16 protein-coding genes and 4 pseudogenes are annotated in these 21,067 nt (G+C 67.5%); 6 read left to right on the top strand and 14 right to left on the bottom strand.

From position 1 onward, the window contains the following. Positions 1-66: 66 nt before the first annotated feature. Positions 67-798, bottom strand: a complete 732-nt coding sequence (recO, locus tag V8F63_RS11625) for a DNA repair protein RecO (protein WP_392353279.1) — start codon at positions 796-798, stop codon at positions 67-69. Further along, positions 798-1,253 (bottom strand): nuclear transport factor 2 family protein, encoded by a 456-nt coding sequence (locus V8F63_RS11620; protein ID WP_392353277.1) that lies wholly within the window; start codon positions 1,251-1,253, stop codon positions 798-800. The genes recO and V8F63_RS11620 overlap by 1 nt, the downstream gene beginning before the upstream one ends. A gap of 194 nt (positions 1,254-1,447) precedes the next feature. Here V8F63_RS11620 and V8F63_RS11615 point away from each other — a divergent pair, with 194 nt between their 5' ends. Further along, a complete protein-coding gene (locus V8F63_RS11615) occupies positions 1,448-2,956 on the top strand; it encodes an acetyl-CoA hydrolase/transferase family protein (RefSeq protein ID WP_392353276.1) in 1,509 nt (502 codons plus the stop codon). A 144-nt stretch (positions 2,957-3,100) separates the two neighbouring features. Here V8F63_RS11615 and V8F63_RS11610 read toward each other — a convergent pair whose 3' ends face one another. The 11 genes and pseudogenes from V8F63_RS11610 to folK all read right to left on the bottom strand — a co-directional run bounded on the left by V8F63_RS11610 (position 3,101) and on the right by folK (position 13,074). Then, entirely contained in the window at positions 3,101-4,339 is a 1,239-nt protein-coding gene (locus tag V8F63_RS11610; protein WP_392353275.1) for a serine hydrolase domain-containing protein, read from the bottom strand. 4 nt (positions 4,340-4,343) lie between these two features. After that, a complete protein-coding gene (era, locus tag V8F63_RS11605; RefSeq protein WP_029972402.1) occupies positions 4,344-5,282 on the bottom strand; it encodes a GTPase Era in 939 nt (312 codons plus the stop codon). Positions 5,283-5,304: 22 nt separating this feature from the next. Beyond that, positions 5,305-6,020 (bottom strand): annotated as a pseudogene (gene rnc, locus V8F63_RS11600) (ribonuclease III). Next, a complete protein-coding gene (gene lepB / locus V8F63_RS11595; protein ID WP_025976760.1) occupies positions 6,020-6,946 on the bottom strand; it encodes a signal peptidase I in 927 nt (308 codons plus the stop codon). Before lepB ends, rnc begins: the two are co-directional and overlap by 1 nt. A 112-nt stretch (positions 6,947-7,058) precedes the next feature. Next, positions 7,059-7,460, bottom strand: a complete 402-nt coding sequence (gene acpS / locus V8F63_RS11590) for a holo-ACP synthase (RefSeq protein ID WP_253120082.1) — start codon at positions 7,458-7,460, stop codon at positions 7,059-7,061. Beyond that, positions 7,457-8,227, bottom strand: coding sequence for a pyridoxine 5'-phosphate synthase (locus V8F63_RS11585; RefSeq protein ID WP_025976758.1), 771 nt, complete (start codon positions 8,225-8,227; stop codon positions 7,457-7,459). The genes acpS and V8F63_RS11585 overlap by 4 nt, the downstream gene beginning before the upstream one ends. 33 nt (positions 8,228-8,260) lie before the next feature. Continuing rightward, a complete protein-coding gene (gene pyrE, locus V8F63_RS11580; RefSeq protein WP_392353273.1) occupies positions 8,261-8,845 on the bottom strand; it encodes an orotate phosphoribosyltransferase in 585 nt (194 codons plus the stop codon). 45 nt (positions 8,846-8,890) lie between these two features. Next, on the bottom strand, positions 8,891-9,670 hold the full coding sequence (locus tag V8F63_RS11575) for a TIGR00730 family Rossman fold protein (RefSeq protein ID WP_253120086.1): 780 nt from the start codon (positions 9,668-9,670) through the stop codon (positions 8,891-8,893). Between the two features lie 36 nt (positions 9,671-9,706). Next, positions 9,707-11,859, bottom strand: a pseudogene (locus V8F63_RS11570) (bifunctional (p)ppGpp synthetase/guanosine-3',5'-bis(diphosphate) 3'-pyrophosphohydrolase). Positions 11,860-12,029: 170 nt separating this feature from the next. Next, positions 12,030-12,389, bottom strand: a complete 360-nt coding sequence (gene rpoZ / locus V8F63_RS11565) for a DNA-directed RNA polymerase subunit omega (protein ID WP_003168108.1) — start codon at positions 12,387-12,389, stop codon at positions 12,030-12,032. Between the two features lie 130 nt (positions 12,390-12,519). Then, positions 12,520-13,074: a 2-amino-4-hydroxy-6-hydroxymethyldihydropteridine diphosphokinase gene (gene folK, locus V8F63_RS11560; protein ID WP_313632355.1), complete on the bottom strand. Its 555-nt coding sequence runs from the start codon at positions 13,072-13,074 to the stop codon at positions 12,520-12,522. A 21-nt stretch (positions 13,075-13,095) separates the two neighbouring features. Here folK and V8F63_RS11555 point away from each other — a divergent pair, with 21 nt between their 5' ends. Together V8F63_RS11555 and V8F63_RS11550 are read left to right on the top strand one after the other, a co-directional pair. Continuing rightward, positions 13,096-13,677, top strand: a complete 582-nt coding sequence (locus V8F63_RS11555; RefSeq protein WP_025976753.1) for an NYN domain-containing protein — start codon at positions 13,096-13,098, stop codon at positions 13,675-13,677. Continuing rightward, positions 13,674-14,316 (top strand): annotated as a pseudogene (locus V8F63_RS11550) (uracil-DNA glycosylase). The gene V8F63_RS11555 and the pseudogene V8F63_RS11550 overlap by 4 nt, the downstream one beginning before the upstream one ends. On the opposite strand, the gene V8F63_RS11545 reads toward V8F63_RS11550, so the two are convergent. Continuing rightward, entirely contained in the window at positions 14,223-15,506 is a 1,284-nt protein-coding gene (locus V8F63_RS11545) for an N-acetylmuramoyl-L-alanine amidase (RefSeq protein ID WP_392355084.1), read from the bottom strand. The pseudogene V8F63_RS11550 and the gene V8F63_RS11545 sit on opposite strands and share 94 nt — an antisense overlap. A 503-nt stretch (positions 15,507-16,009) precedes the next feature. On the opposite strand from V8F63_RS11545, the pseudogene V8F63_RS11540 reads away from it, so the two are divergent. The 3 genes and pseudogenes from V8F63_RS11540 (at position 16,010) to V8F63_RS11530 (ending at position 21,016) form a co-directional block, all read left to right on the top strand. Beyond that, positions 16,010-18,696 (top strand): annotated as a pseudogene (locus V8F63_RS11540) (ribonuclease E/G). A 54-nt stretch (positions 18,697-18,750) separates the two neighbouring features. After that, the gene (locus V8F63_RS11535; RefSeq protein ID WP_025976749.1) at positions 18,751-20,175 is read left to right on the top strand and encodes a M48 family metalloprotease; all 1,425 of its coding nucleotides are present in this window, start codon (positions 18,751-18,753) and stop codon (positions 20,173-20,175) included. A gap of 43 nt (positions 20,176-20,218) precedes the next feature. Further along, complete coding sequence (locus tag V8F63_RS11530) at positions 20,219-21,016, top strand: thioredoxin domain-containing protein (protein WP_253120099.1); 798 nt, start codon at positions 20,219-20,221, stop codon at positions 21,014-21,016. The last annotated feature ends 51 nt before the right edge of the window (positions 21,017-21,067 follow it).

Raw genomic sequence — 21,067 nt, 5'->3', positions numbered from 1 at the left:
TGACGCCGGGATTGTCCGCGCCTAACTGTGCAGAAACGCGCGAAGGGGCTTTGACGCGGGCAGGCGCTACAGCCGCCCAGCCTCGCCCAGCTTGTCGATCATCCAGACGCGGGCAGGCGGCAGCGGCCGGTTCAGGGCGTGGAAGACGAACTGCTCGAGGAAATGCCCTGTCAGCTCCAGCCCCGCCTTCACGTCGCCCGCGCCCAGCCCCGCCTGCGCGCCCAGCATGAAGGGCGGCAGGACCAGCAGCTTGTCGGCGTAGGGCGCGCCCGCCTCGCGGCTGACGGCGCGGCCGGTGCGGGGGCTGACCCAGACCAGATCGTCCATCGACCCCGTGGAGGCGCACCGCGACAGATCGAGACCAAAGCCCAAATCCTCCAGCAATCCGGCCTCGAACCGCACGAAAATGGCGGGCCAGACCTCGGGCATGGCGAAGGCCGTCATCAGCGCCTCGAAAGCATAGAAGGCGCCGGGATGCGGCTCTCGTTCCGGCAGGGCGCCCTGCGCCACCGCAGCGGCGGCGCTCAGCCCGGTCAGGGCCAGCGGATCGTCGAACAGGGCGGCCGGCCCTTCGCCCACGGGCTCCAACCGCGCCGAACCCAGTTGATCCGAGGTTCGCGACCTCAGATCCGCCACGACCCGTGCGCCCGGCTGAAGGAAGGGCCGCATCTTGCGCGAGGCCCCGCCTGCGACATAGGCGGCGCGGCGGCCATGCCGCTCAGTCAGCAGATCGACCACCGCCCCCGTGTCGCCATGCGCCCGCGCCGACAGCACGAAGGCGTCGTCCTGAACCTCCATCAGTCGGCCTTGATGGCGTCGACGACGGCGCGCGCCCGGTCGTTCGGCACGGCGAAGCTGAGGACGTACTGCTCGATCTTCCAGCCGTCGTCGGTCAGGCGCAGCACGCCCGAACCGCGCGTAGTCCCATAAGCGTCGTTGTCCAGCACCTCGTCGAACCAGGCGACGCAGCGGCAATCGATCGGAGCGATGGTCACGGTTCGCGCGGTTGGGCGATAGGTCCAGCCACGCCCTTGCGAGAAGTAGGGCATGGCGTAGGCGCGGAACTCCGGCAGGGTCCAGCGCTCAGCCGCATCCGTGCCGATGAAGCGCGCGTCCGGCGTGAAGGTCGCGAAGTAGGCCTCGCCGTCCGCGACGGAGGCGGCGGCGTGCATGGCGTCCAGCGTCCGCTCGATCGGCGCGGTCTCGGCAGGCGCGGCGGACAGTTGAAGCATCATCAGGGCGGCGGTGATCATGGCTTTGTTCTAGTCCTGTTCCGTCCGTGGGGGAAGCACGGCTCGCCTCGTCGCATTCCTGATCCGTCCCCGCCTGCTGACGCCTTTGTGATCACAGACTGTTACGACCAAAGCCGTATTGGAATCAGGGTGATGCGGCGCCTATGTCCGCTTCGTTTTCCGAGCCCTTCCCGGCTCCAGTCGTCAGGTTTGCGATGTCCCGCGTCCGTAACGCCGCCCTCAAGTCGAAGATCATGTCCGCGCAGGACGCCGCCGCCCTGATCCCGGCGAACTCGACCGTGGGCATGAGCGGCTTCACCGGCTCGGGCTATCCCAAGGTCGTGCCGATGGCTCTGGCCGAACGGATCGAGGCCGAGCACGCGGCCGGCAATCCGTTCCGGCTCAAGGTCTGGACCGGCGCCTCGACCGGGCCTGAGCTCGACGGCGCCCTGGCCAAGGCGGACGGCATCGAGTTCCGCCTGCCCTACAACTCAGACCCCATCGCCCGCGAGAAGATCAACAAGGGCGAGATGGAATACCTCGACATGCACCTGTCGCAGGTGGCGCCTGTGGCCTGGCAGGGCTTCCTGGGGCCGTTGGAGACGGCGGTGGTCGAGGTGTCGGGCATCCGGGAAGACGGCGCCCTGATCCCCTCCTCCTCCATCGGCAACAACAAGACCTGGCTGGACCGCGCCGACCGCATCATCCTTGAGGTCAACAGCTGGCAGAATGCGGCGCTGGAAGGGATGCACGACATCTACTACGGCACCGCCCTGCCGCCGAACCGGGTGCCGATCCCTCTGACCAAGCCGACCGACCTGATCGGCGAGACGGTCTTCCGCGTCGATCCGTCCAAGATCGCCGCCATCGTCGAGACCGACAGCCCCGACCGCAACCTGCCCTTCGCCGCGCCGGACGCCAGCGCCAACGCCATCGCCGGCCACCTGATCGAGTTCCTGCAGCATGAGGTGAAGGTCGGGCGCCTGCCCGCTCATCTGCTGCCGCTGCAATCGGGCGTGGGCAATGTCGCCAACGCCGTGCTGGCCGGACTTCAGGATAGCCCCTTCGAGAACCTGACCGCCTATACGGAGGTGCTGCAGGACGGGATGCTGGACCTGCTGGACTCGGGCAAGCTGACGGTCGCCTCGGCCACCGCCTTCTCGCTCAGCCCCGAAGCCGCCGCCGATCTGAACAGCCGCATGGAGCAGTTCCGCGGCAAGATCATCCTGCGCCCGCAGGAGATCTCGAACCACCCAGAGATCATCCGCCGTCTGGGCTGCATCGCCATGAACGGTCTGATCGAGGCCGACATCTACGGCAACGTCAACTCGACCCACGTCATGGGCTCGCGCATCCAGAACGGCATCGGCGGTTCGGGCGACTTTGCGCGCAACGCCTACATCTCCTGCTTCGTCACGCCGTCGACGGCCAAGGGCGGCAAGATCTCGGCCATCGTCCCCATGGCCAGCCACGTCGACCACATCACCCAGGACGTGCAGGTCATCGTCACGGAGCAAGGCCTGGCCGACCTGCGCGGCCTGTCGCCCAAGCAACGCGCGCGGGTCATCATCGCCAACTGCGCCCACCCCGACTATCGCGACGCGCTGGCCGACTACTACGCCCGCGCCATGAAGGGCTCATACGGCCTGCAGTCGCCGCACCTGCTGACCGAGGCCCTGTCATGGCACCAGCGCTATATCGAAACGGGGTCGATGAAGCCGTGACCGCCTCTACTCCCCACTTCGTGGGGAGGGGGACCGCGTAGCGGTGGAGGGGCTTAATCACGGCGCAACCAAGCGGCCCCTCCGTCTCGGCGGCTATCGCTGCCGATCCACCTTCCCATGAAATGGGGAGGAGAAACCCGCACCTCAGCGGCTCAGCGCGGCCGGGACCGGACGACCGAGAGCCTCGGCCATCGCCTGCTGATTGATCAGCAGCACCAGATCGCGCAGGTGGTAGTTGTTGGACAGCACCACCACCGTCACCTGCTCGTCCGGCTGATAGGACACCAGGTTGCGGAAACCCGCCCAACTGCCGGTGTGATAGATCTGGCGATCGCTGAACGGCGCCGAGGTCCGCTCGCCCAGGGCGCTGACATAGAGGCCATAGCCATAGGCCCGGTGCGGTCCGCGCCGCTCAGGCATGTCGTCGGGCGCGTGGTCGGCGATCAGGTCGGCATAGGCCTTGCGGCTCAGCACATGGCCCTGATGCAGGCCGCGGTTCCAGGCCAGCATGTCGTCCAGCGTCGAATACAGCGCCCCTGCCCCCGCCACGATGCTGACGTTGGCGATCGGCTGCGGCGTCAGCCCGGCCGGGAACAGGCCGTAGCCCATGGCCAGGCCCTGAGCATCGTCGTGCACGTCAGACCCGGTATCCTTCATGCCTAGCGGCCGGAGGATGGACTTCTCCAGATAGTCTTCGAACGTCTGGCCGCTGGCCTTGGCCACGATTACGGCGGCCAGATTGAAGGCGGCGTTGTTGTAGCGGACCTTGGTCCCCGGCTCGAACTGCAGGCCATAGCGGGCCGAGGCCTCGGTCAGCTCCTGCGGCGTGCGATGGGTGACGCGAATACGCCCCCATTCGGCCTGAGCCATCAGGTCTGGAATGCCCGAGGTGTGCGACAGCAGGTGGTGAATGCGCAGCGGCGCCCATGCGGCGGGGCACGGCTCAATCCATTTGCAGACGGGATCGTCAACCGACAGCTTGCCCTCGTCCTGAAGCTTCAGGACAGCGACGGCCGTGAACTGCTTGGACACCGAGGCCAGGCGGAAACGGGTGTCCAGGGCGAACGGCGTGTCCTGCTCATAGTTCGCCTTGCCGTAGACCTGGCGGAATAGCACCTGATCGCCCTTGGACACGAGCACGGCGCCGGTGAACTGCTTGGCCGCGGCCAGGCGATCCAGTCGTTCCTTCAACTGCGGCAGGGCCTCGACCACCTCGACCGGCGGGCGCTTCGGCGCAGCCGGTTGGTTGACGACCGCCGCCTGGGTCTCAGGCGCAACGGCGTTGAGGAACCACGCGCCCGCCCCGGCCGATATCAGGCCGGCCGCGACGAGCGAGCCGAGAAACCAGGGCCTGCCGCCCGCAGTCTTGGGAACGATGAACACGAGACTAGACGTCAAACTCCAGGCCGAACTGGGCGTACAATGCCTTTGAGTCTTGCCATTTGGGATCGACTTTGACGGTCAAAAACAGGTGAACGGGCCGATCCAGGATCTCGATCAGCTCCTCGCGCGCCTTCTGACCGATCCATTTCAGGGTCTGGCCGCCCTTGCCCAGGACGATCGGGCGCTGGCTTTCCCGCTCGACATAAATGGTCTGTTCGATGCGGGCCGAACCGTCGGCGCGGTCCTCGAAGCTGGTCGTCTCGACCGCCGCCGAATAGGGCAGCTCCTCGTGGACGCGCAGATAGACCTTCTCGCGCGTGATCTCGGCGGCCAGCACGCGCAGGGGCACGTCCGCCGACTGGTCTTCGGGATAGAGCCACGGCCCCTCGGGCATGGCCATCGCCAGCCGCGTCATCAGATCGTCGACGCCGTCGCCGCTAAGGGCCGAGATCATGAAGACCTCGGAATAGACGCCCGTCTCGAACAGGCGCTGCGACAGGGCCAGCAGCGTATCGCGGCGCATCCCGTCAATCTTGTTCAGCGCCAGGATGACCTTGGTGTCCGTCGCCTGCAGGTTGGCGATGATGGTCTCTGTGTCCTCGGCCGAGCGACGGTCCGCAGGTGTGCCTTCACGTCCTTCCGCGTCGATATGCGACTGGGCGTCGATCAGGTGCACGACCACATCGGCGTCCTGCGCTCCGCCCCAGGCCGAGGCGACCATGGCGCGATCCAGACGGCGGCGCGGCGTGAAGATGCCGGGCGTGTCCACCAGAACGATCTGGGCGTCGCCCTTGATGGCGATGCCGCGCACAGGAAAGCGCGTGGTTTGCACCTTCTGGGTGACGATCGAGACCTTGGAGCCCGTCAACCGGTTCACCAGCGTCGATTTGCCCGCATTGGGCGCGCCGATGATGGCGGCGAAGCCCGCGCGCTGGTTGCTGATCTCGGTGGTTTCGGGGTCTCGGTCAAATCACGCCTTCACGTTTCAAAAGAGCGACGGCGGCGGCCTTTTCCGCCTCCTGTCGCGAACGCCCTTGAGCTCGGGCGGGTTCATATCCTGTCACCGTCGCCTCGACCGTAAAGGTCGGCGCGTGGTCCGAACCGGTGCGCTGGACCACCGCATAGGTCGGCAGCGGACGGCCCTGGCCTTGCGCCCATTCCTGCAGGGCGGACTTGGGATTGGTGATGGCCGGCGCCGGGGCGCAGCCAGTTCCTCGGCCCAGGCGCGCTCGAACACGGCCTGCGCCGCGATCAGGCCGCCGTCGCGATAGACGGCCGCCAAGATCGCTTCAACAGCATCGGCGATGACTCCGGCCTTTCTGCGGCCGCCGGTCTTGGTCTCGCCGGGCGACAGGCGCAGGGCGTCGCCGACGCCCAGTCGCTCGCCTACGCGGGCGCAGGCGGTCTTATCCACCAGAGCGTGCAGACGGGCGGACAACTGCCCCTCGTCCGCCGCCGGAAACTCGTGCACCAGCCGGTCCGCGACCAGCAGGCCCAGCACCCGGTCGCCCAGGAATTCCAGACGCTCATTGTCGGCCGGAACCTGCGGCCCCGCGCCCTCGCCCACGCTGGAGTGGGTCAGGGCGCGTTCCAGAAGCTCAGGCTCGGCGAAAGCATGGCCAAGCCGACGACGCAGAGCCGCCACGGCCTCGGCGCGCACATTCGTGCGTCCGCCCGCCATCAGTCGAGGATCTTGAAGAACCGGCTGAAGCGCACGTTGGCGAACCAGCTGACCGGGTTGAACAACGAGGCGCCCGGCGTCCACGAGAACATGATGATCTCGGCCTTGCCGACCAGGTTCTCGGCCGGAACCATGCCCACGCCCGACGACATCTCGACGCGGCTGTCGATCGAGTTGTCGCGGTTGTCGCCCATCATGAAGTAGTGGCCGGCCGGGACCTCATACAGCGGCGTGTCGTCCAGTTCGTTGCCGGGGCCGAAGTCCTGGGTCATGAAGCTCTTGCCGCCGGGCAGGGTCTCGCGGACCTGGGTCACGGCGCGCGGGCCGAACATGTCCGCCATCTCGGCGCGGGTGACCACCACGTCCTGCACCGGCGCGCCGTTGATGTAGAGCTTGTTGGCGATCATCTGCACCTTGTCGCCCGGCAGGCCGATCACGCGCTTGATGTAGTCGGTCTTGTTGTCGCGCGGCAGCTTGAACACGGCGATGTCGCCGCGCGCGGGCTCGCGCCCCAGGATGCGGCCGTTGAACACCGGCGGGCTGAACGGGATCGAGTGCTTGGAATAGCCGTACGACCACTTCGACACGACGATGTAGTCGCCTTCGTACAGGTTCGGCTCCATCGAGGCCGACGGGATGGTGAAGGGCTGGAACAGCAGCACCCGCAGCACCAGCGCGATCAGCAGGGCGAAAACGACGGTCTTGATGATCTCGACCGTTTCGTTGCTCGCGGACTTTTCTTTCTTCACTCGCTTGGCCTTCCTGGAGCGCCGAGGCGCATAGATCGGGGTCTCGCTATCGAGAGCCTCGGGGTCGTCCCCGATGTCGAATGGCGCGTCGCCGTCATCGCTCCAGATCGGCCGTTGTTCAGCCGGATGAAGAGCTGGGTTGGCCGCTCCGCCGTTCGCCTTGGGGTCGTCGCTCATCGTCTGCTCGAATCCCCCGCCGAACGCGGGGTTTGAAGGTCGAGGCGTAGTCTCTGAAACGGCCGCGAGCAAGACTTTGGATGATGAAGGAACCGCAACCTTCGCGGCGGCGTCAGGCCTTGGGCAGGGCCTCGATCACCACGAAGGCGAGCGCATAGGGATGCTCGTCGCTAAGCGTCAGATGGATGCGCGCCTCATGACCTGCCGGGGTCAGGCGGGCCAGATGCTCGGCCGCGTGGCCGGTCAGGGCCAGGGTCGGCTGGCCGGACGGCAGGTTCACCACCCCCATGTCGCGCCAATAGACGTCGGAGCGCATCCCGGTGCCGAGCGCCTTGGCGCAGGCCTCCTTGGCCGCGAACCGCTTGGCGTAGCTCCACGCCGGGTCGGCCTTGCGGTCCGAGCGGGTGCGCTCCAGCTCGGTGAAAACCCGCTGTTTGAAACGGTCGCCGAACCGGTCCAGCGAGGCCTGAATGCGCCGAATGTCCGACAGATCGGCGCCGACGCCGATAATCACGACCCGGCTCCGGAAGTCGCCCCGAACGAGGCCTCGTCCATCGCCGCCCGCATCCGGCGGATGGCGGCGTCCAGCCCGACGAAGACCGCCTCGCCGATCAGGAAGTGGCCGATGTTCAGCTCGACGATCTCGGGAATGGCCAGGATCGACCCCGCCGTGGCGTAGTTCAGACCGTGGCCCGCATGGACCTCCAGCCCCAGAATATCCGCCTGAGCGGCGGCGGCGGCCAGGCGCTCGAACTCGGCTTCACGCTCGGCCGGATCGCCCAGCAGGCAATAGCGGCCGGTATGGAACTCGACCACCTGGGCGCCGACCGCGGCGGCGGCCTCGACCTGATCCTCGGACGGTTCGATGAACAGGCTGACGCGGATGCCGGCGTCCGACAGGGCCTTCACCACCGGGGCGATGCGGGCCTCATGACCGGCGACGGCCAGGCCGCCCTCGGTCGTCACTTCCTCGCGGCGTTCAGGCACCAGACAGGCGGCGTGCGGCGTGTGGCGCAGGGCGATGGCCAGCATCTCCTCCGTCACAGCCATCTCGAAGTTCAGCGGCTTGTCCGCGCGGCGGCACAGGGCCGTCAGCACGTCGATGTCGGCGTCGGTGATGTGGCGGCGATCCTCGCGCAGATGGGCGGTGATGCCGTCGGCTCCGGCCGCCAGCGCCGCATCGGCCGCGCGGGCCGGATCGGGATGAGCGCCCCCGCGCGCGTTACGAACCGTGGCGACGTGGTCGATATTGACGCCCAGACGAACCCGCTGACGCTTCATCCCGTTCTCTCTTCTCTACTTTGACCGTCTCTTTTATTTGGAAAGGCGGCGGCTGCCCGGATCCTCGACCGGCAGGGCGGCCAGTTCCGGCGGCAGGGCGTCGGCCGGATAGGCCGGCACTTCCATCGAAGCCAGGGCGATAAGGGGCACGCCCACATCGACCTTCCCGCCCGAACGGTCGACGATGCAGGCGGCGGCGACGACTTCGCCGCCCGCGTTCTGGATCGCGGCGATGCATTCGCGCGAGGAAAGCCCCGTGGTGACGATGTCCTCGACCATGACGATCTTCTCGCCCGGCTCGACCGAGAAGCCGCGACGCAGTTTGAACTCGCCGCCCTCGCGCTCGACGTACATGGAGCGGACGTTCAGGTGCTTGGCGGTCTCATAGCCGGGAATGATGCCGCCCACGGCGGGCGAGATCGCCGCATCGACCGGGCCGACCGTGGCGACGATCTTTTCCGCCAGCGCCTTGCACAGGCGCTCGCAGCGAGCCCCGTCCATGAAGACCAGGTTCTTCTGCAGGAAGACCGGGCTGTGCAGGCCGGACGAGAGGACGAAATGGCCTTCGCGCAGGGCGCCGGCGTCGCGGAATTCGTTGAGGACGTCTTCAGTGTTCATGAACGCCGTCCTTAGACCCTGTGACGACGCCCCTCAACCCACGCCCTATTTGATCTCGGCGTTGGGCTTCAGCCCGCCTTCCAGCAGCTTGGCCCAAACCGTCTCCGCGTCGTCGGCGAAGGCGAACAGGTCCATGTCCGAGGCCTTGACCATGCCGTGCTCGATCAGGGTGTCAAAGTTGACGACCGAGCGCCAATAGGCCTCGTCGAACAGGACGATGGGGATCGGCGGCGCCTTGCCGGTCTGGCGCAGGGTCAGGATCTCGAACAACTCGTCCAGGGTGCCGAAGCCGCCGGGGAAGACCACCAGCGCATTGGCCCGCATGGCCAGGTGCATCTTGCGCATGGCGAAGTAGTGGAACTGGAACGTCAGTTCCGGCGTCGACCACGGATTCGGGAACTGTTCGTGCGGCAGGGTGACGTTGAAGCCGATCGACGGCGCCCCGGCCTCGTGCGCGCCCTGGTTGGCGGCCTGCATGATGCCCGGCCCGCCGCCCGTGGCGATGACGTTGTCGCGCACCTCGCCCGGCTCGCCGCGGAAGGCGCCGCCGCGTTCAGAGGCGATGCGGCCAAACTGGCGAGCCTGTTCGTACCAATAGGCGTGGCGGCCGTCGCCGTTGGCGCCCACGCGGGCGCTGCCGAAGACGACGATGGTCGAGCGCACGCCCCAGGCCTTCAGCGCCTGCTCCGCCTTTTCATACTCCATCAGGAAGCGCACGCCGCGCATGGATTCGCCCAGCAGGAAGTCCTGATCCAGGGCGGCCAGACGATAGGAGGGCGAGGCCACCTGGGCCTCGTTGGCGAGTCTTTGTTGTTCGGGGGACATTTCGACCTTTGAGAAAATGGATAGCGTCGGCGCGGCTCAGCCGCGCGCGCGATCGACCGTATCGACGTAAGGGTTGGCCCTCAGCGCCGCAATGATCATGGTGGCGTGGCGGGCGTCCTCGACCTCCACATCGATGTCGACGTCGTAGAAGTCGTGCTGACGATGGGCCATCGACAGGTTCAGGATGTTGCCGCCCGCCTCGCCGATGATGGAGGCCACCTGTCCCAGCACGCCGCGCGTATTGGTCAGGGTGGCGTGCAGCTTGACCGATCCGACGGCGCTGCGCTCGGCCTGCGGCGTCCATTGCAGGTCCTGCCAGACAGAGTCGTCATCGGCGAAATCGGCCAGGGTCTGGCAGTCGATGGTGTGGACCGTCAGCCCCTTGTCCGGCTCAAGGATGCCGACGATTCGGTCTCCCGGAACCGGCGAGCAACACTGGCCGAAATGGATGCTGACGCCGGGCGTCAGCCCGCCGCCGCGCACGAACAGACGCGGCGATTCCTCGCCGATGCGCTTGCGCTCGGGTCCCGCCTTCAGCTGCCCCTTCAGCGCCGGGAACAGGGTCTCGGCCACGCGCGTCGCGGCCAGTCGGCCGCGACCGATAGCGTCGAACATGTCCTCTTCGGACGGCATGGCGAAGGTCTTCAGCACCTCCGTCAGCTTGACTTCGGCCAGCGACTTGCCCGCCCGCTCCAGCGTCTGCTCCAGCGTCGTCTTGCCCAGACGCACGAACTCTTCACGCTCGGAGGTGCGGATGTGGCGGCGAATGGCCGAGCGGGCCCGGCCCGTGACCGTCAGACTGCGCCAGTCGGTGGGGACTTCCCGCTTGGTCCCGCGAATGATCTCGACCACGTCGCCGTTCTGAAGCGCCGTGCGCATGGGCTTCAGCTCGCCGTTGATCTTGACCCCCACGGCCGTGTCGCCGACCTCGGTGTGGACGGCATAGGCGAAGTCCAGCGGCATCCCGCCGCGCGGCAAGGTGATCAGCGTCCCCTTGGGCGTGAAGACGAAGACCTGGTCCAGGTACATCTCGAGCTTGGCGTGCTCGACCCAGTCCTCGCCCCCTCCCCGTGCTCGATCACCTGAACCAGATGGCGCAGGTTCAGCAGGGGGTCGCGGCCGCCATCGGCTTCCATCGCCTCGCGGTCAAAGCCATAGGACTGGTTCTTGTAACGCCAGTGCGCCGCCACCCCGTCCTCTGCCACGCGGTCCATCGCCTCGGTGCGGATCTGCATCTCGATGCGCAGACCGCCCGGCCCGACCACCGTGGTGTGCAGCGAGCGGTAGTTGTTCGACTTGGGCGTCGAGATGAAGTCCTTGAACCGCTCCGGCACCATCGGCCAGGCGCGGTGGATGACGCCCAGGGCGCGGTAACAGTTGTCCTCGCTCTCCACGATGACGCGGAAGCCGTAGATGTCCGACAGGGACGAAAAGCCGACCGTCTTGCGCTGCAGCTTGCGCCAGATGGAATAGGGCGTCTTTTCCCGTCCCTTGACCCGCGCCTGCACGCCAGCTTCGGCCAGAACGCGCTCGATCTCGGGCGAGACGGCCTCGATGGCGCTGCCGTTCTCAAGCTTCAGGGCCTCCAGACGACGCTGGATGGCGACGCGGGCCGTGGCGTTCAGATGCTCGAACGCCAGTTCCTCCAGCTCGGCGGCGATGGAGTGGATGCCGATAGAACGGCCCAAAGGCGCATAGACTTCCAGCGTTTCGCGGCTGATGCGCTCGCGCTTCTCCGGCTTCACGAAGTGAAGGGTCCGCATGTTGTGCAGACGGTCGGCCAGCTTGACCAGCAGCACCCGCACGTCCTTGGAGATGGCCAGGATGAATTTGCGCAGGTTCTCGGCCTGGCGCGTGTGTTCGGCCTGAAGCTCCAGCCGCGACAGCTTGGTCACGCCCTCAACCAGGATGGCGATCTCCTCGCCGAACATGGCGGCGATATCGTCGCGGGTGGCGGAAGTGTCCTCGACCACGTCATGCAGCAGGGCGGTGACGATGGTCGCCGTGTCCAGCCGATAGTCGGTCAGAATCCCCGCGACCTGGATCGGATGGGCGAAATAAGGATCGCCCGAGGCCCGCAGCTGCGAGCCGTGCATCTTCATCGCATAGACATAGGCGCGGTTCAGCAGCGCCTCATCGGCGGTCGGGTCATAGGCCTTGACCGCCTCGATCAGTTCGAACTGGCGCATGATCGGTGCGCGCTTGGTATCAGACAATGCAGGGCCTTCAGACGACTTCGGCGCCGCCTCGGGAAGAGACGACGCCGATGTGTTGTCTTGCAGATTCGCGGCGGGGTCCATCGGCGTGTCCATCTGAGGCCGCGCCGTCCGCCTGGCTACCTTGGTGACCGGGTCGGTCGTCAGTAGCGCTCCTCCTGGCCCCCGTCGCGGTCGCTTTGCAGCGCACGGATCAGTTCGGCTTCGGCCATGTTCATGTGCTGCGGCTCGGCCAGCAGGGCCACGACTTCGGCTTCGTCCTCGGCCTCGGTGCGCTCATCGACGCGCTGCAGGGTGGTGATGATGTTCTCGCGCAGTTCTTCCGGCACGACGGTTTCGTCGGCCAGTTCGCGCAGGGCCACGACCGGGTTCTTGTCGTTGTCGCGGTCCAGCGTCAGCGCGGCGCCGTTGGCGATGTTGCGGGCGCGGTGGCCGGCCAGCAGAACCAGACCAAAGCGGTTCGGCACCTTTTCGATGCAGTCTTCGACAGTGACGCGGGCCATGAAAATCCTCTGGCGGCAGGGAGAACCGCACAAAATATAGGTTGAAAGCCGATTGTGCAACGCCGCGAAGGCGTCATTGAGGCGGATCGGCGTCCGTCATCCCTCCCCTCGCCCGACAGCCCGCCCCGCGTCAAGCCCTGTGCAGCGGGAAGGCGTCGCGCCCGACCGGCGCCGCCGCGGCCAGATCGCGCGCCATCCGGCCGCACACGGGGTGCCTCCACTCGGGCGCCAGCTCGGCCAGCGGTCCCATGACAAACAGCCGTTCAGCCGCGCGCGGGTGCGGCAGGATCAGCCCATCCAGGTCGCCGCTCAGCCGTCCATAGGCGATCAGATCCAGATCCAGGGTGCGCGGGGCATTGCGCGTCGTGCGCACCCGCCCGCAGACATCCTCGATCCGCGCCAGCGTCCGCATCAGGGTCCGGGCGTCCTGGGCGGTGCTGACGATCGCTACCCCGTTCAGGAACGGCGGATCGGTCGGATCGGGCCAGGCCTGCGACGACCACCAGGAGGACCGCGCCAGCACGTCGATCCCCTCGGCGCGAAATCGGGCCAGGCCCGCCTCCAGCGCCTCGACGCAGGACGACCATGCGCCCTTGTCATTGCAGCCCAGGGCGACGATGACTGCGTCATCCAGACCAGACGCCGTTTCGGCCGCGTCGTTCCGGGCGTTCATTTTCTCGATCATTCCGACGGACTCATTTTCTTCATGACCGACCATCCCGACGACCGCATCGCCCTGTTCATCGACGGCGCCAACCTCTATTCGGCGGCTCGCGCCCTGAACTGCGATCTGGACTTCAAGAAACTGTCTCAGCGCTTCACCGGCGAGGGCCGGCTGATCCGCGCATATTATTACACAGCGGTGATCGAGGGCGAGGAATTCTCGCCGATCCGCCCTCTGGTCGACTGGCTCGACTACAACGGCTTCACCGTCGTGACCAAGCCGGTCAAACGCTATGTCGATGCTCAAGGCCACAGCCGCACCAAGGGCAATATGGACATCGAGATCGCGGTCGACATGCTGGAACTGGCGCCGCGCCTCGACCACGCCGTGCTGTTTTCCGGCGACGGCGACTTCCGCCGTCTGGTGCAGGCCATGCAGGCCAAGGGCGTGCGCGTCACCGTCGTCTCGACGGTCAAGAGCCAGCCGCCCCAGATTTCGGACGACCTGCGCCGTCAGGCGGACGCCTTCATCGACCTGGCCGACATCGTCAATGAGGTGGGCAAGCCCAAGGCCCCGATGAATCAGGGCGTGACCCGCACCCTGGATCGGAACGACCGCGCGTGAGCGCTTCTGTGAACCCCGAGCCGCCCCGCGACTGCCCCCTGTGCCCGCGACTGGTCGCCTATCGGGCCGAGAACGCGCGCCAGAACCCGGACTGGTGGAACGGCCCCGCGCCCTCGTTCGGCGACCCGAACGCGCGCCTGCTGATCGCAGGTCTGGCCCGGCCGCACCGGCGCCAACCGCACCGGCCGCCCCTTCACCGGGGACCACGCAGGCTGGCTGCTGTACGACACGCTGAAGAAGACCGGCTTCGCTGAAGGCCGATATGATCCGAACGGCGACGACGACCTGCGGCTGATCGACTGCATGATCACCAACGCCGTGCGCTGCGCCCCGCCGCAGAACAAGCCGACGGCGGCGGAGGAGAACACCTGCCGGCCCTTCCTGGTGGACCGGCTGGCCGCCCTGCCCCGCCTGAAGGTGATCGTCACGCTGGGCGACGTGTCCCGGCGCAGCATCCTGCGGACGCTGGGCTATCCCGGCTCGGCCATTCCGGCCGGGCATGGGGTCGAGGGCAAGGTCGGCCCCTACACCCTGATCAACAGTTATCATTGCTCGCGGCTGAACACGAACACCGGCCGACTGACCGCCGAAATGTTCGAGGACATCTTCCGGCGCGCGAAAGCGGCGCTGGAGGAATAACGCAAGGCCTTTTCCCCTCCCCATCGCATGGGGAGGACATCAGCCCCGGCGATCTCGCCGGCGACCATCACCGGGGCGGCGGGTTCGCGGAAATAGCGGTCGATGCCCTCGGCGACCGAGCGCATCAGGCGGCGGCGGGCGCGTTCGTCGGTCAGGACGCGTTCGTCTTCCGGATTGGTGATGAAGCCCATCTCCAGCAGCACGGCGGGCACGTCGGCCAGCAGCACCGCCAGACCCGCGTCGCGGTGGCTGCGGCGCAGCAGGGGATGGTTGTCGCCCTCGATATGGGTCAGCAGCACCCGCGCGAACTGGGCCGAGCGGTTCTGGGTGGCGCGCTGGGTCATGTCCAGCAGGATGCGGTCGACGGAGGGATCGCGCCCCGGCAGGCGCAGGTCGCGCTGCCAGTCTTCGCCCTTGGTGAACTCGCGCACGGCCCGTCCGGCGCCCTGTTCAGACAGGGTGTAGACGCTGGCGCCGCGCAGGGCCGGATCAGAACCGGCGTCGGCGTGCAGGGAGATGAACAGGTCCGCGCCCGCATCGCGCGCCACCTGAACCCGGCGGCCGTGAGCGACATAGACGTCGCCGTCTCGCGTCAGCCGCACGCGATAACGGCCGGTGCGCTCCAGCGCGGCCTTCAGCTCCTGAGCGGCGGCCAGGGTGACGGCCTTTTCCTGAACATGCTGGCCTTGCGCGCCCGGATCGCGGCCGCCGTGGCCTGCGTCGATGACGATCAGGGGCTTTTCAGCCCGAACCTGTTCGCGCCGCGGGGCGACGGCGGGCGCAGCGGCCGCGCCGGTCGCCTTCAGGTCGATGACATAGCGATAGTGAGCCACCCCATCGCCGGGCGGCAGCAGGAAACGGCGCTCGATCTCCGCGCCGCGCGCCAGGTCCAGCCGCACGCGCGACGAAGAGCCCGAAGCCGACACCTCATAGCCGCGCACCAGCCCGGAGCCTGAACCGTCCAGACCCCGCCCCGGCTGAACGCCCGACATCGCCAGGATCACCCGCCCCGACGACCCGTCCTCAATCACCTGACCGCGCGTGCTGCGGCCCAGATCGACGACGATACGGGTGCGCTGGGCGTCGCCGCCGAAGCGCAGGCGCATGACCTCTCCGTCCGGCCCGAAAGCCAGCCCGCGTCCGGCCGCCAGCACGACGACGCACACGACGAGAACGGCCACGGCCGTCATCGCCCATTCGCGGACGCCCCAAAGGGCGAGATTGTCGCGCCACCGACCGGCCATGAACCGAAGTTACCCTGTAGTTTGTCCTTGCAGGATGCCGCCGCAGTTTAAGGATTTCGTTAAGACCTCTTATCGTCGCGGTTCTTTTATTTTCCGCCGCATGTGCCTATTATGAGTTCCGCATGCGACTGATCGCGCCGCCCGCAGTTCTGCGGGACCGGCCGCGCCCTCCTCGCGGCGTTGACTTTCACCTATTCCGAGGATCGCCCGGCCTGGCCGACGATCCGGAGAACGGGTTCAGGACGCAGCCTTGATCGGCGCGTTCGGGCCCAGGACCGACAACCTTATGGGCCACTACGCCTGCGATCCTCTTCGGCAAGACCTTGCCGCACTCGCTTTCTGCGAGGGGATGACGCGCGCCCCGGCCCCCATTTCCATTCGGCGAGCCGCCCCCATTCCCGCGATTGAACTCGCGGCGCACGGCCTGGCGCGCCTGAGAGAGACCCTTCATGTCAAAAACCATGTTGATCGACGCGGCGCACGCGGAAGAAACGCGCGTCGCGATCGTAGACGGCCGCCAGGTTGAGGAATTCGATTTCGAATCCCGCGCGCGTCGCCAGCTTCGCGGGAATATCTATCTCGCCAAGGTCACCCGCGTAGAGCCCAGCCTGCAGGCCGCCTTCGTCGAGTACGGCGGCAACCGCCACGGCTTCCTCGCCTTCAACGAAATTCACCCCGACTACTATCAGATCCCGGTCGCCGACCGCGAAGCCATCATGGCCGAAGCGCAGTCGGACGACGACGACGATCACGATGATCTGGGCCGTGAGAGCGACGACGGCGATCGGAAGGCGGCCTGGCCGACGAGGAGCGCCTGAAGCGTCGCCTGATGCGCCGCTACAAGATCCAGGACGTCATCAAGCGCCGTCAGATCCTGCTGGTGCAGGTCGTCAAGGACGAGCGCGGCGCCAAGGGCGCGGCCCTGACCACCTGGCTGTCGCTGGCCGGCCGCTACTGCGTGCTGATGCCCAACACCGGCAAGGGCGGCGGCATTTCGCGCAAGATCACCAACACCTCGGACCGTCGCCGCCTGAAGGCCGCCGCCGCCGCGCTGAAGGTGCCGCAGGGCATGGGCCTGATCATCCGCACGGCGGGCGCCAAGCGCACCCGCGCCGAGATCAAGCGCGACTATGAATATCTGCTGCGCCTGTGGTCGACGATCGCGAGACGACGCTGAGCTCCAACGCGCCGGCGATGATCTACGAGGAAGAAAACCTGGTCCGTCGCGCTGTGCGCGACATGTACGACAAGGACTTCGACGGCATTCAGGTCGAGGGCGTCGAGGGCTTCAAACAGGCGCGCGATTTCATGCGCGTGCTGATGCCCTCCCAGGCCAAGAAAATTCATCTCTATCAAGGCTCGCGCCCGCTGTTCGCCGCGAACGGCATCGAAGAGGTGCTGGCCCAGATCCACCAGCCGGTCGTGCCGCTGAAGTCGGGCGGCTATCTGGTCATCAACCAGACCGAGGCCCTGGTGGCCATCGACGTGAACTCGGGCCGCTCCACCAAGGAGCGCAACGTCGAGGCCACGGCCACCAAGACCAACATGGAAGCCGCCGTCGAGGCCGCCCGCCAGCTGCGCCTGCGCGACCTGGCCGGTCTGATCGTCATCGACTTCATCGACATGGACGAGGGCAAGAACAACCGCGCGGTTGAGAAGGCCGTCAAGGACGCCCTGGCCAAGGACCGCGCCCGCATCCAGATGGGCCGCATCTCGGGCTTCGGCCTGATGGAGATCAGCCGTCAGCGCCGCCGTCTGGGCGTGATCGAAGGGGCCACCGAGGTCTGCGAATGCTGCCAGGGCGCCGGACGCGTCCGCTCGGCCGAATCGGCGGCCCTGACCACCCTGCGCGCCGTCGACATCGAGGCCGGCAAGAACGGCGCGGGTTCGGTGAACCTGCGCGTCTCGACCGCCGTGGCGCTGTACATCCTGAACCACAAGCGCGCCTATCTGCAGTCCCTGCTGGAACAGCGCGGGTTGAACGTCGTCATCCAGATCGACGACAGCCTGGCTCAGGGCGAGCACTCGATCGAGCGCACCGAAACCAACGAGGACTTCGTCGCGCCGGAAAGCCACATCGACCTGGCCGACCTGGACGACGGCTTCGACGACAGCGCGTTCGACGATGAAGACGAGGATCACGACGAGGACGAGGACTTCGGCGACGATCAGAACGAGGCCGAACTGGAGTCTGAAGACGAGGACGACGACGAAAGCCGCGCTCGTCAGGAACAGGACGATGACGGCCGTGGCGGCCGTCGCCGCCGTCGCCGTCGCGGCGGAGGTCGGGAGGATGAAGCCGAAGCCGTCGTCGCAGACGACGATGACGACGGGCGCGGCGGCCGTCGTCGCCGGGGCCGCCGCGGCGGTCGCCGGGTGCGCGAGGAAGGCGAACGCGACGTCTTCACCTGGGTGCGCGGCCGTACGCCGTCGCTGCAGGACCCCTATGTCTGGTTCGACCCGATCAACCCGGCGCCGGTGCGCGCCGAACGCGTCGCCGAGGATGACGCCGAGCGCAGCCACGAGCCGCGCGATGTTCACGCCGAACCGGCGACCGAGGGCGAAGGCCGCAACGGCCGCTCGCGCCGTCGTCGCGGTCGTGGTCGCGGCCGGGGCGAGGTGACGCATGAGGCCAAGGTCGAGGATCGCGCCGTCAACGAAGGCCTGCCGCCTGTCGGCTCGCCCGACACGCCCATCGCCGTGGTGATCGACGACGAAACGTCGAACGCTTCGCCCGAAACGGCGACCGAGGCCGTCCCGGTGCTGGAGCCCGTCGAGGCCCAAGCGTCGCCGCGTGCGCCGCAAGGTCACCTCGGCCATCGCCGAGGAGCTGAACGAGGTCGCCGCCGAGCAGCAGGCCGAAGCCGCCGCCCCCGAGGCGATCGCTGCCGAGGCTGAGGCTGCCGCAGAGGCCGAGCAATCGGCCCCGGTCCCGGCCGAGCTGGACGTCACGCCCGCCGTGGCCGCCCGCATCGAGCAGGCGATCGAGGAGGTTCTGGCCGAGGAAGCCGTCGTCCTGGCCGAGCCGGTCACGGCGCCGACGCCCGAAGTCGATATCGCCGCCATCATCGCCGAGGATCCGAACCAGATCGTCGCCCCGCCGACCAAGCCGAAACGCGGCTGGTGGCGCCGTTGATCGGACACGATTAGGCTGGAAGCTGCGGGGGAGACGATCGCTCTGGAGTTCTTCATGACCAGGACGCCCCCCGCCGCACCCCGCTTCCGGCGCTATCTGGCCGCCGGGGTCGGCGCCCTTGCGGTGCTGGCCTCGGCCGCTGCGGCCCAGGCCCAGAGCCTGATCCGCGACACCGAGATCGAAGGCATCATCCACGACTGGTCCGAGCCTGTGCTGGACGCGATGGGCCTTGACCCGAACGAGGTCGAGATCCTGCTGGTCAACGACAACGACCTGAACGCCTTCGCCACGCGCGGGCGGATCATGGGGTTGAACACCGGCCTGATCCTGCGGACCAAGAGCCCCAATCAGCTTCTGGGCGTGATCGCTCACGAAGCCGGCCACATCAAGAACCGCCACACCCTGCGCGACGGCGCCCAGAACGCCGGCATGCAGCCGATGATCATGACCATGGCCCTGGGCGCCCTGGCCGCGATCGCGGGCGCCCCGGACGCGGGCGCAGCGCTTTTGGCCTCAAGCCAGTATTTCGGCACGCTGGGCGCCCTGCGCTACATGCAGAGCCAGGAGGGCGAAGCCGACATCACCGGGGCCCGGGCCCTGGAGCGCGCCGGGGAATCCGGGCGCGGCATGGTCGAGTTCTTCGAGAACTTCCGCTCGCAGGAAATCTTCTCGGATCAGCGCCGCTATCCCTATTTCCGCAGCCACCCCCTGTCGTCACAGCGGATCGAGGCCCTGCGCCCCGCCGTCGAGGCCGCCTCCCACTACGACAAGCGCGACAGCACGCAGCGCATGGCTGAGCACGCCTTGGTCGTGGCCAAGATCCGCGCCTTCATGGACGCGCCCAACGCCACCTTGCGCGACTATCCGTCCAGCGACGCCTCCCTGCCCGCCCGCTACGCCCGCGCCATCGCCTGGTACCGGGACGGCCAGACGCAGAAGGCGTTGGACGCGGTCGACGTCCTACTGACCGAACAGCCCGAAAACCCCTACTTCTGGGAGCTCAAGGGCCAGATCCTGTTCGAGGAAGGCCGCCCGGCCGAGGCCATCGGCGCCCATGAACGCTCCGTCGAGCTGAAGCCGGACGCGCCCCTGCTGCGCATCAACCTGGCCCATGCCCTGATCGAAACCAACGACACGGCCCGGCTGACCGAGGCGGAAGACCAGTTGAAGCGCGCCCTGGCGCTGGAGGCCGACAACAACCTAGCCTGGCGCCTGCTGTCTCAGGCCTACTCCAGCCAGGGCAAGGAGGGCGAGGCGCGCCTGGCTTCGGCCGAATACTGGTTTGCCCTGCGTCGCCCGGATCAGGCGGCCCAGTTCGCCATGCGCGCGCGCGACATGCTGGACCGCAACTCCATCGAATGGCGCCGCGCCACCGACATCGTCCTGGCCTCGGGCGCGACCGAGAAGGACATCACCGACGCCGAGCGCCGCAACGAACAGCGCAGCCGCTCGGGCGTCATCCCGCCCGGCGGGGAATGATCCCGGCCCGCCCTACCGCCCTGACACCTGAGACGAGACCCTGATGACTGACGACGCGCGCCCCGAACCGACCCCGACCGCCACGCCGAAGAAGGCGCGGCTGGGCCTGTCGGGCACGACGCTGGGCTGGGCCGCCGCCGGCATGTCGGCTGTCGCCCTGGCCCTGTCAGCTGCGCCCTATCTGACCGGCGGTTTCGGCGAGCGGGTGCGGGCCTATCTGATTCAGAACCCCCAGGTGCTGGACGAAGTGCTGGCTGCGCGTGAGACGGCCGAATCCCAATCGCGCGTGCAGAGCATCAACGCCGCCGCCGCCGCCAATCCGACCCTGCTGGCCGCCGATCCGCGCGACCCGGCGTTCGGCCCTGAGAACGCCAAGGTGACGGTGATCGAGTTCTTCGACTTCCGCTGCCCCGGCTGCAAGGCGGTTGCGCCCGAATACCGCGCCCTGATGGCCGCCCACCCCGAGGTGCGCTTCGTCTTTAAGGATTGGCCGATCCTGGACCGGGGCGAGGATGTGACGTCCCAATACGCCGCGCGCGCCGCCTTGGCCGCGCATCAACAGGGCAAATACCTGGCCGTCTATGACGCCCTAATGGCCGAGCGCGCGCTGGACCGCGCCGCCATCGACCGCATCCTGACCGACAACGGCGTCGACATGACCAAGGCGAACGCCGCCATCTCGGCGCCAGAGATGACGCGCCACGTCACCGACATCCACACGGCGGCGGCGGCGCTGGGCCTGCAGGGAACGCCGACCTTCTTCATCAACGGCGTCGCCAGCCCCGGCATCGACCCCCGCGAAGTCGGCGCCCTGATCGAGGCCGCCAAGAAAAAGGGCTGACGCCTTTCCTCCCCATTTCATGGGGAGGGGGACCGCGAAGCGGTGGAGGGG

The sequence above is a fragment of the Brevundimonas sp. LF-1 genome, assembly GCF_037055305.1.
Lineage (GTDB): Bacteria > Pseudomonadota > Alphaproteobacteria > Caulobacterales > Caulobacteraceae > Brevundimonas > Brevundimonas sanguinis.
This window is presented reverse-complemented; position numbering and strand designations above follow the sequence as displayed.

Excerpts from the sequence above, each read along its gene's own strand:
- lepB (WP_025976760.1), bottom strand. The coding sequence starts at position 6,946 with ATGAGCGACGACCCCAAGGCGAACGGCGGAGCGGCCAACCCAGCTCTT.
- V8F63_RS11575 (WP_253120086.1), bottom strand. The coding sequence starts at position 9,670 with ATGTCCCCCGAACAACAAAGACTCGCCAACGAGGCCCAGGTGGCCTCG.
- V8F63_RS11585 (WP_025976758.1), bottom strand. The coding sequence starts at position 8,227 with ATGAAGCGTCAGCGGGTTCGTCTGGGCGTCAATATCGACCACGTCGCC.
- recO (WP_392353279.1), bottom strand. The coding sequence starts at position 798 with ATGGAGGTTCAGGACGACGCCTTCGTGCTGTCGGCGCGGGCGCATGGC.
- rpoZ (WP_003168108.1), bottom strand. The coding sequence starts at position 12,389 with ATGGCCCGCGTCACTGTCGAAGACTGCATCGAAAAGGTGCCGAACCGC.
- pyrE (WP_392353273.1), bottom strand. The coding sequence starts at position 8,845 with ATGAACACTGAAGACGTCCTCAACGAATTCCGCGACGCCGGCGCCCTG.
- V8F63_RS11545 (WP_392355084.1), bottom strand. The coding sequence starts at position 15,506 with ATGACGGCCGTGGCCGTTCTCGTCGTGTGCGTCGTCGTGCTGGCGGCC.
- V8F63_RS11615 (WP_392353276.1), top strand. The coding sequence starts at position 1,448 with ATGTCCCGCGTCCGTAACGCCGCCCTCAAGTCGAAGATCATGTCCGCG.
- V8F63_RS11620 (WP_392353277.1), bottom strand. The coding sequence starts at position 1,253 with ATGATCACCGCCGCCCTGATGATGCTTCAACTGTCCGCCGCGCCTGCC.
- folK (WP_313632355.1), bottom strand. The coding sequence starts at position 13,074 with ATGATCGAGAAAATGAACGCCCGGAACGACGCGGCCGAAACGGCGTCT.
- V8F63_RS11555 (WP_025976753.1), top strand. The coding sequence starts at position 13,096 with ATGACCGACCATCCCGACGACCGCATCGCCCTGTTCATCGACGGCGCC.
- V8F63_RS11535 (WP_025976749.1), top strand. The coding sequence starts at position 18,751 with ATGACCAGGACGCCCCCCGCCGCACCCCGCTTCCGGCGCTATCTGGCC.
- V8F63_RS11530 (WP_253120099.1), top strand. The coding sequence starts at position 20,219 with ATGACTGACGACGCGCGCCCCGAACCGACCCCGACCGCCACGCCGAAG.